General features: G+C 62.7%; 14 protein-coding genes. 7 read left to right on the top strand and 7 right to left on the bottom strand.

The annotated features are described in order from the left end of the window. Positions 1-5: 5 nt before the first annotated feature. The 5 genes from glp to RXV86_RS13695 all read right to left on the bottom strand — a co-directional run bounded on the left by glp (position 6) and on the right by RXV86_RS13695 (position 4,763). Positions 6-2,090, bottom strand: a complete 2,085-nt coding sequence (gene glp / locus RXV86_RS13715; protein WP_316301085.1) for a gephyrin-like molybdotransferase Glp — start codon at positions 2,088-2,090, stop codon at positions 6-8. Positions 2,091-2,100: 10 nt separating this feature from the next. Then, complete coding sequence (mobB, locus tag RXV86_RS13710) at positions 2,101-2,604, bottom strand: molybdopterin-guanine dinucleotide biosynthesis protein B (protein ID WP_316300783.1); 504 nt, start codon at positions 2,602-2,604, stop codon at positions 2,101-2,103. Continuing rightward, entirely contained in the window at positions 2,601-3,206 is a 606-nt protein-coding gene (mobA, locus tag RXV86_RS13705; RefSeq protein ID WP_316300780.1) for a molybdenum cofactor guanylyltransferase MobA, read from the bottom strand. Before mobA ends, mobB begins: the two co-directional genes overlap by 4 nt. Positions 3,207-3,291: 85 nt before the next feature. Beyond that, positions 3,292-3,849, bottom strand: coding sequence for a YcxB family protein (locus RXV86_RS13700; RefSeq protein ID WP_316300778.1), 558 nt, complete (start codon positions 3,847-3,849; stop codon positions 3,292-3,294). Beyond that, positions 3,846-4,763 (bottom strand): formate dehydrogenase accessory sulfurtransferase FdhD, encoded by a 918-nt coding sequence (locus RXV86_RS13695; RefSeq protein ID WP_316300775.1) that lies wholly within the window; start codon positions 4,761-4,763, stop codon positions 3,846-3,848. Before RXV86_RS13695 ends, RXV86_RS13700 begins: the two co-directional genes overlap by 4 nt. A 29-nt stretch (positions 4,764-4,792) precedes the next feature. On the opposite strand from RXV86_RS13695, the gene RXV86_RS13690 reads away from it, so the two are divergent. Continuing rightward, positions 4,793-5,518 (top strand): AzlC family ABC transporter permease, encoded by a 726-nt coding sequence (locus tag RXV86_RS13690; RefSeq protein ID WP_316300771.1) that lies wholly within the window; start codon positions 4,793-4,795, stop codon positions 5,516-5,518. After that, positions 5,515-5,856 (top strand): AzlD domain-containing protein, encoded by a 342-nt coding sequence (locus tag RXV86_RS13685; protein ID WP_316300769.1) that lies wholly within the window; start codon positions 5,515-5,517, stop codon positions 5,854-5,856. Before RXV86_RS13690 ends, RXV86_RS13685 begins: the two co-directional genes overlap by 4 nt. An 87-nt stretch (positions 5,857-5,943) precedes the next feature. On the opposite strand, the gene RXV86_RS13680 is transcribed toward RXV86_RS13685, so the two are convergent. Beyond that, positions 5,944-6,567 (bottom strand): hypothetical protein, encoded by a 624-nt coding sequence (locus RXV86_RS13680; protein ID WP_316300767.1) that lies wholly within the window; start codon positions 6,565-6,567, stop codon positions 5,944-5,946. A 94-nt stretch (positions 6,568-6,661) separates the two neighbouring features. Continuing rightward, positions 6,662-6,796 (bottom strand): aa3-type cytochrome c oxidase subunit IV, encoded by a 135-nt coding sequence (locus RXV86_RS13675; protein WP_316300765.1) that lies wholly within the window; start codon positions 6,794-6,796, stop codon positions 6,662-6,664. Positions 6,797-6,927: 131 nt separating this feature from the next. Between RXV86_RS13675 and ttcA the strand changes: the two genes are divergently transcribed. The 5 genes from ttcA (at position 6,928) to yihA (ending at position 12,988) form a co-directional block, all read left to right on the top strand. Continuing rightward, the gene (gene ttcA / locus RXV86_RS13670; protein WP_316300762.1) at positions 6,928-7,767 is read left to right on the top strand and encodes a tRNA 2-thiocytidine(32) synthetase TtcA; all 840 of its coding nucleotides are present in this window, start codon (positions 6,928-6,930) and stop codon (positions 7,765-7,767) included. Between the two features lie 236 nt (positions 7,768-8,003). Beyond that, complete coding sequence (locus tag RXV86_RS13665; RefSeq protein WP_316300760.1) at positions 8,004-9,566, top strand: bifunctional diguanylate cyclase/phosphodiesterase; 1,563 nt, start codon at positions 8,004-8,006, stop codon at positions 9,564-9,566. Positions 9,567-9,744: 178 nt separating this feature from the next. Next, on the top strand, positions 9,745-11,577 hold the full coding sequence (gene yidC, locus RXV86_RS13660) for a membrane protein insertase YidC (protein ID WP_316300758.1): 1,833 nt from the start codon (positions 9,745-9,747) through the stop codon (positions 11,575-11,577). Further along, a complete protein-coding gene (locus RXV86_RS13655) occupies positions 11,574-12,335 on the top strand; it encodes an MOSC domain-containing protein (protein ID WP_316300756.1) in 762 nt (253 codons plus the stop codon). Before yidC ends, RXV86_RS13655 begins: the two co-directional genes overlap by 4 nt. Next, the gene (gene yihA, locus RXV86_RS13650) at positions 12,335-12,988 is read left to right on the top strand and encodes a ribosome biogenesis GTP-binding protein YihA/YsxC (protein WP_316300754.1); all 654 of its coding nucleotides are present in this window, start codon (positions 12,335-12,337) and stop codon (positions 12,986-12,988) included. Before RXV86_RS13655 ends, yihA begins: the two co-directional genes overlap by 1 nt. Positions 12,989-13,096: the final 108 nt, after the last annotated feature.

The raw sequence follows: 13,096 nt of genomic DNA, 5'->3' as shown, positions 1-13,096 counted from the left end.
CGTCCTCAGATCCCGAAACCGCTCCACGGGATATAGGTTACCGGATCGCCCGGTTCCACCACCAGCGCCCCGTCGGGCAGTTCCACCAGCCCCTCGGCCCAGCTCAAACCGCTGACCCGACCCGAGCCTTCGGATTTGAACACCTCGACCCGGCCGTCGCGGATGCGGGCACGCAGGTATTCACGCCGCCCCGGCTTCTTGCGCTTAGCGAACGCCGCCGGCACCTGGAACCCTTGCGGCTTGCGCCATCCCCGTCCGGCCAGAAGCCCCAGCGCCGGCAGGCCAAAGACACACGCGGTCACCATCGCCGCCACCGGGTTTCCCGGCAGGCCAAAGACCGGCGCCCCGTTCCACAGGCCCAGCGCCAGAGGCCGCCCCGGTTTCAGCGCCATCCGCCACAGCGCCATGGCGCCAGCCTGCCCCAACAGGGCCGAGACATGATCCTCATCCCCAGCCGAGGCCCCGCCCGAGGTCAGGATCGCATCGGCGGTTCTGGCGGCCTCGTCCAGCGTCGCCCGCAGGCTGGCGCGGTTGTCCGGCACCCGCCCCATATCCACCGGCACATGGCCCGCGCGCTCGATCAGCGCCAGAAGCATCGGGCGATTGGCGTCGAATATCTGCCCCGGCCCGGCGGGCTGACCTGGATCGACCAGCTCGTCCCCGGTCGAGACCACCGCCACCTTGAGCGGTTTGCGCACCGTGACACCCGCTCCGCCCGTCGCCGCGATCAAGGCCAGATCGGGCGCGGTCAACACACGGCCCTCGGCCAAAATTTCCTGCCCCGCCTCCACATCCTCGCCGGCGCATCGCGTGTTGGCCCCGGCCCGGACGCCCGCGCGAAACGCCACCTCACCGGCGCCCAGTTGCACGTCCTCTTGCAGCACCACCGTATCGACCCCTTCCGGCAATGCCGCCCCGGTCAGAATGCGGATCGCGTGGCCCGGCGGAACCGTGCCGTCAAACCTGATCCCCGCCGCAGCCCGGCCCGCCACCAGCGGAAGAACCGGATCGCCCTCGGGCAGGCTGGAATGGGCAAACCCATAGCCGTCCACCGCTGTATTGGGCAGCGGCGGGTTAGACCGTTTTGCCACCACTGGTGCCGCAAGAGTCCGCCCCAACACCGCCTCAAGCGGCAGCACCTCGGTCGCTGTGACCGGCGACAACCGGTTTTCCAGCAGCGCAAGCGCATCATCCACCGGTGCCCAATCCACCCCCGGCGGCAGGGCAAAACAATCATCCTTCAAGGCAGGCGGTTTCAGGGCCAGTGCCTGCCGCGCTGCGGCTTCGAACGCGGGCTCATACCCCAGCCCAAAAATCCAGCCCTCTTCCCGTGCTTGCGGCTCCTCGACAGCAAGCATCTCGGCCAGCACGTCCGGGTCCAGCGCCGCAATCGCCGCCACCAGCACCCGCACCTGCGCCGCATCCTTGATCTCGCCCTCCCGCTGCCCCTCGGCCACAGCCTTGCGAATAAGCGAGGGCCAGACTTCGACCAGCGCCAATGGTGCATCGTCGAGTGGTTCAAACGGCCAGGCCGCTGCGCCAAACGCCTCGCGCAACCGCCACAGCACCGGCAGGCCCATCATCATCTGCCCGCCGACCGAACCGGCCCCCGCCATCTGCCAGCAGGAAAACGCCCCCCTGGCACGGGCTTCGGCCAGACGCCATTCCGGCAGGGCATCACAGTCCCGCGCCCGCCCCTTCCTGGGCAATCCGGCAACGTCCCGTTTCAACCCATTGCCCCAAAACGGCCCGGTGCCGTCAAACAGCCGATTGATTCGCCCGGCGACATCGAACCGGTTGTTGCCTTTGGGGTCATCCTCGATCCGGTCGGCAAACCACTGCCACAGGGTCAGCGGGTCATCCTTGCCGACCAACGCCCGCGCCAATCCGTTTGGATAGCCGAACGGGAAGTCGAACCCCGCCAGCACCCGGCGACCCGCGTCGATTTCTTCACCGATCCGCGTGCGCAGCCAATCCTCGGCCGAGTTCCGGTTGCGATGATAGACAGCCGCCTCGCCCGCCACACAGGTCCAGATCGCATCCGCCTTGGGCTTGGCCCCGCGATCGTTGCCGCCGGACCAGTCGACCATGATGAACGTGTCAAACCTCTGTTTCACGCGCCAGCTCCGCCTCGATGAAATCCGCAATCGCGCAGGTGTCGTCCAGATCGAACACCGGGCGATCCAATTCGGGCGCCGCGTCACTCGCCACCGCCCGCACGCTGGCATCCCCCGGCGCAATCAGGTCCTGCCCGGTCTCGGCCCGATGCGCCTCGATCTTGGGATGGCTTTCCCGCTTGTAGCCCTCGACCAGCACAAGGTCGCACGGGTCCAGCTTGCCCAAGAGCTCTCCCATCGACGGCTCCGGATCGTCGCCCATTTCGCTCATCAGTGCCCAGCGCTTGGACGACGCCAGCATCACCTGCGCCGCACCCGCCATCCGATGGCGATGACTGTCGCGCCCCTTCTGGTCGACGTCGAACGCATGATGGGCATGTTTCAACGTTGCCACCCGCAGTCCACGCGCCGTGAACTCACGCACCAGCCGTTCCATCAACCCGGTCTTGCCCGAGTTCTTCCAGCCGACAACGCCAAAGACCTTCATGCCGCCCCCTCCAGATAGCCCTGTGCCAACTCAAGGTCCTCTGGCGTGTTCACGTTAAAAAACGGTGCAGGCGTGGCGTCGGGAAACATTGCCTCGCGCCCGCCATGGGCATCAGTCCACATCACCACCTTGCGCAGGCCCCCGTTCAGAGCCGCCCGCAGATCATCGCGCAAAGCCACGGGCCACAAACCAAAAGTCGGCTGCCGGCCATCTTCGGTCCGCGACAGAACCAGCGGGTTTTCCATACCGACTGCGGCCTCCTGCAATCGTGCCACCAGATCGGTCGGAAAAAACGGCGTGTCCGCAGCGGCGCTTACGATCGTCTCGGCCCCCTGTTCAACCGCCCAGTCCATCCCCGCCAGCACCCCGGCCAGCGGCCCGACAAAGCCGTCGATACTGTCTGCCAGCACCGGCAGACCAAACGCGGCGAAGCGTTCGGGATCGCCATTGGCATTCAATGCCATCCCCGCCACTTGCGGTGCCAGACGGTCAACGACGTGGGACAAAAGCGTGCCCTGCCCCAAAGGCAGCAGCGCCTTGTCGCCGCCGCCCATCCGGGTCGCAAGACCTCCGGCGAGGATAACTCCAAGCGGTGCATTCATTCTCTGCTCCCGACAACGGGCGCGGCAAGAGTTTTCAAAAACTGTTGGCAAAACTCTTCGAAGACTTTTAGTCCGCCACTTTTTTTCACAGCCCTGCCCTCGCTTCCTTGTACCACCCTAGAATAGCGGTTTTAAACTCGGCCACATCACCGCCCTGCGCGGCAAACAAACGATCCGGGACCACCAGCCCCTGGTTGCCATAAACGGCGACAAGCATCTTCCTGCCCACGATCACTTGCGAAATATCGCGCCAGTCGAAATGACTGTGACTGCGGCCATTGGCGAGATGGATACCGCCTGCATCAAGCCGAAGGCGTTGGCCCTGCACGATCCGGGCGGTGCAATAGGCATCCACATGGCGCGCAGCAAGCACGCGTTGCAGGACCAATGGCAACACCGCGATGAAAATCGCCACTCCGTAGTAGAGGCCAGTCGCCCCATTCAACGTCACCCCAAACCACCCCATCACCATGAAGGAGAGAACAAAGCCCGCAATTGCATAGGTCGCACCACGCCAGAAACTGCTTGCCAGATAGGCCACCCGCCACCAACCATTGAAAATGGCGCGATGGGCCGATTGCAATCCCCTGCGGATCTCGGTTCGTGTCGGTTTGTACACCGCCTCGAAAGCCGCTTCGCTCATCCCTTGCCCGCCCCCTTGCGCCGATGCTTGCCATCTTCCTCGGGGACCGCTCCCACATCCGCATCCCAGACCAGCCGCTCCTCGCCGCTGAGACAGACAAACCTCTGCCCGCGCAGCCGCCCGATCAGGGTCAACCCGACCTGCCGGGCAATTTCCACCCCCCAGGCGGTAAAACCCGAGCGCGACGCCAGCACCGGAATGCCCATCAGCGCCGTCTTGATCACCATCTCCGAAGTCAGCCGCCCGGTGGTGTAGAGGATCTTGTCCCCTGCCTCGGCTTTCTCTGAAAACATCCATCCCGCGATCTTGTCGACCGCGTTGTGCCGGCCCACATCCTCCATGTAGACCAGCGGCCGATCCCGCTGGCACAGCACCGTGCCGTGGATCGCCCCGGCCTCGAGATACAGCGACGGGATCCGGTTGATCTTGTGTGACAGCGCATAGAGCTCCGAGGTCCGCACCTCGCCCCCCGGCAATTCCACCTTGTCGAGCCCCTCCATCATGTCGCCAAACACCGTGCCGACTGCACAGCCGCTTGTCCGGGTCTTGCGTGCCAGCTTGTCCTCGTAACTGGTTTCGTGCGCCGTGCGCACCACCACGGTGTCGAGTTCTTCGTCGTAGTCGACCCGGGTGACCTCTTCGCTGTCGCCCAGCATGCCCTGATTGCGCAGGAATCCCAACGCCAGGTACTCTGGATAATCACCGATGGTCATGGCCGTTACGATCTCGCGGGAATTGAGAAATATCGTCAACGGGCGTTCTTCCACCACGCGAGTCTCTACCGGCTGACCCATATGGTCGACCCCTTCGACAGCCCGGGTCAAACGGGGCGCATCCGGGTCCGGCGTGATCAGAAGTTCCCCTACGTCAAGGCGAGCAGACAATTGAAGTTTTCCCCTCAAACGAGTATCCATTTGTATTACTTTCAATTTATGGTCTTCCCATGCCGCCTGCCAGAGTTAATTCCACCTTTTGGGCCGGTGTCCGGACAAGCGCCCCGTTTATCCTTGTCATTGTGCCTTTTGCGTTGCTTTTCGGCGTGGTGGCGACCGAGGCCGGGCTGACGATTTTCGACACGCTGGCCTTTTCGCTGGCGGTGATTGCCGGGGCGGCCCAATTCACGGCGTTGCAGCTGATGCAGGAACACGCCCCGACCATCATCGTGCTCATATCGGCCCTGGCCGTGAACCTGCGGCTGGCGATGTATTCGGCCGCCCTGACACCTCATTTCGGGGCAGCCCCGCTTTGGATTCGCGCCCTGGCCGCCTATACGATCGTCGATCAGAGTTTTGCCTGCGCAACCACGGCCTTTGATGAAAATCCGCACTGGACCATGCGCCAGAAGCTGGCTTTCTATTTCGGGACCTGCACACCGCTTTTGCCACTGTTTATCGGTGCAGTTCTGGTCGGCGGTCTGATTGGCAAGCAGATTCCGCCGGAATTTGCCCTGGATTTTGCCGTGCCGATCACGTTCCTGGCGATTATCGCACCGATGCTGCGCACCGTCGCCCACCTGGCGGCGGCGCTAGTGGCCGTTGTTCTGGCATTGACCCTGGCCTGGGTGCCTTTTGATCTGGGCCTCCTGATCGCAGGGATGGGGGGAATGATCGCAGGGGCCCGGGTCGAAGCGCAGGCCGAAACGCGCATCCGCCGGGAAATGGCGCAATGACCGCCGATCCGGCCATCGACAAGCTGACACTCTGGATCGTCATCCTCGGGCTGGGGCTGGGCAGCTACCTGCTGCGTTTCCTGTTTCTCGGGGTGATCGGCAACCGCACGATCCCGCTCTGGATTCTACGCCATCTGCGCTACACCGCCGTGGCCGTGATTCCGGCCCTGGTCGCCCCGATGATCCTGTGGCCGGCGGCAACCGGCGAACAAACCGATCCGGCCCGCCTAGCCGCCGCCGCGGCGACTCTGGCCGCCGGGCTGCTGACCCGCAATGTGCTCGTGGCAATCCTGACCGGAGCGGCCGTGCTCTATACACTGCTCTACGCTCTGGGCTGACGTTCCGATACGTTCTTTCGCCCCCTCCCGGCAGATTGCCATGAGCAATCGCCTGGTGTGGCAACGCCTGTCGGGCGGGGTGGCATCCTACTGCTTCTTGGTCTTGGCGAACCGTTCGGGATCCCACGCCTCAAGCAGGCGGGAATTATCGTCGCTGTCATATTCATGCAGCACCGATTCCCGTACCCCGGGGACCTGACGAAACTGATCGGCAAGCTTGACTGGGTACATGCCCTGGCGCAACCCCTCCATCCCCGGCAACCGCCGCAGGATACCACTGGTGGAATGGGCGCAATAGGCGTTGGGCACGGCGCCGTTTTCCTTCGCCAGTTTCAGCGCCAGCTCAGCCACTTCGGGGCTAACATCCAGCTCCTGTACGACCACATGCCAGGTTTCGCGCGCATGATAGCGGGTATAGATGTCGGCGATTTTCGGCGTGATCCCGAACAGCACGTCATTGCGTTCCGGCACCACCGGGTGCACGAAGCTGCCAGACGGGTCAAAAATCACTCGCTGCGAGCCGTTGACCATCAGCGAGGAATGCCCACCGGCACCAGTTTCGTTGCTGATCATGGTAAAAAGGGTCAGCCGCGCCGGTCCCGGTTCGCGGTATTTCACCCGCTGAACGTCTTCCTCGGGTGCCCAGACCGGATCGGCGGCGCATCCCGCCAGAACCCCCATCACCAGAACGGCAAGAAGCGTCTTGTGCATGCTAAACCCCCGACATGTACCTGTTTTGGCACCAGAAACCCTACCGCCTGCCCCGGCTCAATGCACCGTCGGAACCGGCAATTTCGACCTTCGATCAGGCCCCGATCAGGGCCAGCACGATCAAGATCACGCCAATTGCGATCACCGACTTGGTCGTGAACTTGATGAACCCGTCAAAGGTCTTTTCCTGGACGAAAGTGTTCATTTCACCGTGTTTATGTTCAGCCATGTTCGCGCTCCAAAATTGCAGGTTTCCGCCTCAATACTGGATTCGTGCGCGCCTGTCACGGGGCTGTGCATCACAATTACCGGATCATTTCGGCCCTTTCCCCCTTGGCCCACACATGCGATATGCCGCCCATGCTGGACGAAACCGACGATATCCACCCGCTGTTTACCGGGGCGCCCAAATCCACCGCGTTCAAGAAACTGCGCAAGCGGTTGGTGGCGAACGTGCGCGAGGCGGTCGAACATTACGGCATGATTGAGCCCGGGGGAAAATGGCTGGTCTGCCTCTCGGGTGGCAAGGACAGCTACACGCTGCTTGCCATTCTACACGAACTGAAATGGCGTGGATTGCTGCCGGTCGAGCTTCTGGCCTGCAATCTCGACCAAGGTCAGCCGGGGTTCCCGGCCACGGTTCTGCCCGAGTTTCTGGAACGAATGCAGGTACCGCACCGGATCGAATACGAGGACACCTATTCCATCGTCATGGACAAGATCCCCCAGGGCCGGACCTATTGTTCGCTCTGTTCGCGCCTGCGCCGTGGCAATCTCTATCGTATTGCCCGCGAAGAGGGTTGCACCGCGGTGGTGCTGGGCCATCACCGCGATGACATCCTTGAGACCTTCTTCATGAACCTCTTCCATGGCGGGCGTCTGGCGACGATGCCGCCCAAACTGGTGAATGAAGAGGGAGACCTGTTCGTCTATCGACCGCTGGCCCACGTGGCCGAAGCCGATTGCGAGAAGTTCGCCACCGCGATGGCCTATCCGATCATCCCCTGCGACCTGTGCGGATCACAAGACGGGCTGCAACGCCAGCAGGTCAAGGCGATCCTTGATGGTTGGGAGAAAAACGCGCCGGGTCGACGCCAGGTGATGTTCCGCGCCCTGATGAATGCCCGGCCCAGCCACCTGCTCGATCCCAAACTGTTCGATTTCCAGGGGCTCACGACCAACCCGACCGGCAATCGATAGTCGCAGGCACGCACCTGCGTCACGCAGGGCCGCACGGCCCCGTATCTCTGGATGAGCGCCGCTTGATCCTCGTCAGTCCCGACCCGTCGCACATTTTGCGACCATCTGTTTCCCCCAGGCCCGCACGCTTCCCTTTCGTGTCGGGAAATCCCGGCCGCCGTTAAGCCCCTGTTGAGAGTGCCGCGCCTAAGGTGGCGCACCCCCACGACACGGGGCCAGCAGCAAGGGAAAAGGACATGGGTCTTCGGAACGGCGATTTTCGCGACAAAACCCTCGTCACCAGTGGCCGCACCGTCCTGCACCGCCTGTTGGGCGGTCCGCAGGCGCTGGCGCTTCTGCCGGCTCTGGCGCTTGGGGCCTACTGGACCGCCGGCGAGACCGGGCTTGTGGTCGTGGCCCTGGGGATTCCGCTTCTGGTCCTGCTTGTTGGTGATATCGATCCGCCACTGGCCGGCATTACAGGGCCGATCGACATGGTCACGGGCCTGCCGCTGGCCGACACAATCGAGGAAAGACTTGAAATCGCCCTGACCCAGGCCCAGACACGCGGCCTTAAGACCGGCTGCCTGCTGCTTCGGATCGAGGATTTCGCAACATTCATCGACCGCCAGGGCGCCACCGCCGGGGACCAGGTCCTGGAAAAATGCGCCGCGCTGCTGCGCGGCGCCCTGCGCGACGGCGACCACCTGGCCTGGATGGGCCAGGGCACATTCGGCGTCGCGTTCAAGGCAGTGCCAAATCTCGATCTCGAAGTGGCCATTCAACTCTCGTCCCGCCTCCAGACCACCCTGGAAGAGCCGATCGCGCTTGCGGGCGGCACCGTCTACCTCTCGGCCGGGATCGGGTTTTGCCTGTCCACGCGCAGCCCCGAAAAAACCGGGCGCGGCATGATCAAGGGGGCGCAGATCGCCCTGGACGAGGCCCTGCGCGCCGGGCCCTCGGCCATCCGGGTCTATTCACAAGAAATGGGCCACGTCCGCGAAAGCCGGGAAACCCTGCGCGATGACGCCCTGATGGCACTTGAAAACGGCGAGATTGCGCCTTGGTTCCAGCCGCAGATTTCAACCGATACCGGCCGCGTCACCGGGTTCGAGGCGCTGGCCCGCTGGATCCATCCGCAACGCGGCATCGTCCCGCCGGGGGAGTTCCTGCCCTTTCTCGAACGCGCCGATCAGATGGAGCGTCTCGGCGAGATCATTCTCTACGGGGCGCTCAAGGCGGTCACCGCCTGGGACAGTGCCGAGGTCACGGTGCCCTGCGTCGCGGTGAATTTCACCGGCAAGGAGCTGCGCAATCCCAAGCTCGCCGACAAGATCGGCTGGGATCTCGACCGGTTCGACCTGACCGCCGACCGGCTGACCATAGAGGTGCTGGAAACCGTCGTCATAGGCTCGCCCGAAGACACAGCCGCCCGCAACATCACCGCCCTGGCGGCCATGGGCTGTCGCATCGACCTGGATGATTTCGGTACCGGGTACGCCTCGATCTCGGCCATTCGCCGCTTTGCCATCGAACGGATCAAGATCGACCGCAGTTTCATCACCCATGTTGATCAGGACCCCGAGCAACAGCGCATGGTCTCGGCGATCCTGTCGATGGCTGATCGGCTGGGCCTCGAAACCCTGGCCGAAGGGGTCGAAACCGCCGGGGAGCACGCCATGCTGGCCCAGCTGGGTTGCCGTCATGTGCAGGGATTCGGTATCGCCCGACCGATGCCGTTCGACCAGACCATCGACTGGATCACCCGGCACGAGGCCAAACTGGCGCAAGCGCCCTCGATTGGCCGAAAATCAGGGTGACGCGTCCAAAGCGATTCCATCTCCAACCCGGCACTGTCACGCCCACACGGCGTCTAGCCCGCGAGTTTCCTGTTTGATTTCGCCGCAATCCGCCCCGGCACGGCAATAACAGCTTGACCTTTGTGCCCATGGGCTGTTGAACCGGCCCCACCCGAAAAACCAAGCGCGTGGGCCCAAGATGGAAGACCAGAACAAGAACCTCATCCTCGCCATCGCATTGTCGATGCTGGTGATCATCGGCTGGTCGATCATGTTCCCGCCGCCCGAACCGCCGGTTGATCCCACTGATCCGGCCGCGACCACCGCAGCCACAGGCACCACTCCCACCGCCGAAACCCCCGCAACCGGTGGCCCGGTGGCCGACGCCCCGGCAGGCGCGACGCCCGCCACTTCGGACGACACCGCCTCGGCGCTGGAAACCGCTCCGCGCGTCAAAATCGAAACCCCTTCGGTCACCGGCACAATCTCGCTTCTGGGCGGGCGTATCGACCAACTGTCGCTCAAGGATTACCGCGACACGCTGGACGAAGGGTCGGACATCGTTACCCTCCTGTCGCCCTTCGGCACCGACCAGGCCTATTATGCGCTCTATGGCTGGGCGCCCGGTGCAGGCCTCGCCCCCGAGGACGTCCCCGGCCCCAATACGCTCTGGTCGGTGGAAAACGGCGACAGCCTGACACCCTCGAGCCCGATCACGCTCAGCTGGGCCAATAGCAAGGGCATGACCTTCCGCCGTACCATCTCGGTTGATGACAAGTTCATGTTCAACGTCACCCAGTCGGTTGAAAACGGCTCGGACGACACAGTGTCCATGGCCCCCTATGGCATCCTCGCCCGCCACGGCGAACCCGCCGACATGAAGAACTTCTTCATCCTGCACGAAGGCGTTGTCGCCATGGCCGACGGCGAGTTGGCCGAGATCGACTATGACGACATCGTCGATTACCCGCTCGACCCGAACGAAGGTGCCAAAGCCGAGGTCACTCGCGTCACACAAAGCGGTTGGATCGGCTTTACCGATCACTACTGGATGACAACCCTGATCCCAGCCGACGGCGCTTTCAAATCGGTTACCAAATACGACGACCGCCGCAATATTTTCCAGACTGAGACGGTACAATCGACGCAACAACTCACCCCTGGGACCAGGGTCGAAGTCTCTTCACGCCTTTTTGCTGGTGCCAAGGAATGGGCCGCGATCCGCACATACGAGAACGAGCATAACGTCAAGGGCTTCCTCGATTCGATCGACTGGGGCTGGTTCTTCTTCCTGACCAAGCCGATGTTCGCCCTGCTGCACTGGCTCAATGGCCTTATCGGCAACATGGGCTGGGCGATCATCGCCCTGACGGTGGTGATCAAGGTCATTCTCTTCCCGCTGGCCTACAAATCCTATGCCTCCATGGCCAAGATGCGCGAGCTTCAGCCGCAGATGGAGAAGATCAAGGAGACGGCCGGCGACGACCGCCAGAAGCTGCAACAGGAGATGATGGCGCTCTACAAGAAGGAAAAGGTCAACCCGGCGTCGGGCTGCCTGCCAATCCTTCTGCAGATCCCGATCTTCTTCTCGCTCTACAAGGTGATCTTCGTCACACTCGAGCTGCGCCATGCGCCCTGGGTCGGCTGGATCAACGACCTTTCCGCACCCGATCCCAGCTCGCTCTTCAACCTTTTCGGCATCTTGCCCTGGGACGGCCCCGAGCCAGGTTCGATCATGGCGATCCTGTTCCTCGGCATCATGCCGATTGCGCTCGGCGTTTCGATGTGGCTGCAGCAGAAACTGAACCCGGCCCCCACCGATCCGGTTCAAAAACAGATTTTCGCCTGGATGCCTTGGGTCTTCATGTTCATGCTGGGCAGCTTTGCCAGCGGCCTGGTGCTCTACTGGATCGCCAACAACGTGATCACCTTCACCCAGCAATACCTGATCATGCGCAGCCACGGCTATAAACCGAACGTGTTCGGCAACATCCGCTCCAGCCTCAAGCGCGACGGTGGGGACAGCGCGTGACGGCGCACCTCGCCCAGATCTGGCGCCACCCGGTCAAGGCCCATGGCCGCGAACGGATCGACATGGTCACGCTCGAAGAGGGCAAGGCCATGCCATGGGACAGGGTCTGGGCGATTGCACATGAACGCTCGTGCTTTGACGTCGAGCGCCCCGGCTGGAACCCGCCGGGCGATTTCTCACGCGGCGCCTCAAGCCCCCGGCTGCAACAGATCGAATGCATGACCGATCCGGCGTTTCGTTCGATCACCTTCTTTCACCCGGACCGTCCGGCGCTCACGATCAACCCGGCAGATCACGGCGATGGCTGCGAATTCATCCAATGGGTTATGCCGATCTCGCTTGGCGCCAAGCTCCTGCCGTCGCGCTTTGTCCGCGCGCCGGACGAGGCGATGACCGATACCGGCTACCAGTCGATCTCGCTGATGAACCTGGCCTCGCACCGCGCCTTGGAAGGTCGCCTGGGGCGCGAGATTTCGTCGCTGCGCTGGCGCGGCAATTTCCTCGTTGACGGTCTGGCCCCCTGGGAAGAATTCGATCTCATCGGCAACACCATCCGTATCGGCAAGGCCGAGATGGAGGTGGTCGAACCCGTCGGGCGCTGCCGCATGACCGAGGCCAATCCCGAAACCGGAAAACGTGACGCCGACACGCTGGGCACCTTGCGCGAGGCCTATGGCCACTCCAATTTCGGCATTTACCTCAAGGTCACCAAATCCGGCCATGTGCAGGAAGGCGACCAGATCGAGGTGCTGACCTGATGCAACTTGCCTTTCCATTGGCCGAAGAGCCCAACGAAATCACTCGCGAAAAAGGCCGCAAGCTGTTTGCCGGCGGCACGGCCGAGTTCATCAAAGGCGTGGTTGCCATGTCCGGCCTGCCCCCCGCCGACCGGATCGAAATCTGCTTTGCCGGACGCTCAAACGTCGGCAAATCTTCCCTGATCAACGCGCTCACCGGTCGCAACGGATTGGCCCGGGCCTCTAACACCCCCGGCCGCACCCAGGAAATCAACTTCTTCTCGATCGAGCCCGACCATTACCTTGTCGACCTGCCCGGTTATGGCTTTGCCAACGCGCCGGTCGCAGTGGTTGCAAAATGGCAGAAACTGCTGAAACAATACCTCTCGGGCCGCGCATCGCTGCGCCGCGCCTTCGTGCTGGTCGATGCCCGCCACGGCATCAAACCAGTGGACGAGGAAATCATGTCCCTTCTCGACAGCTCCGCCGTGACTTTCCAATGCGTGCTGACCAAGTCTGACAAGGTCAAACTGAAAGACCGTGAACGTGTGCTGAAGCAGGTGCGCGAGAGGCTCTCGAAACATCCCGCCGCCTATCCCGAACTGGTGCTTACCTCGTCGGAAAAGGGTGACGGCATCGAGACCCTGCGCGCCATAATCGCCAGTCTGATCTAGACGCAGACACAGGACTATTTCGATCAAGAAAGAGCAAACATCCCTGCTCTTTCTTGACACAAATACTCATTTCCAAACCATCAGCAGGTGCCGCGATCCCAGATTGCT

The sequence above is a fragment of the Aliisedimentitalea sp. MJ-SS2 genome, from assembly GCF_032586155.1.
Lineage (GTDB): Bacteria > Pseudomonadota > Alphaproteobacteria > Rhodobacterales > Rhodobacteraceae > JAWHTC01.
This window is presented reverse-complemented; position numbering and strand designations above follow the sequence as displayed.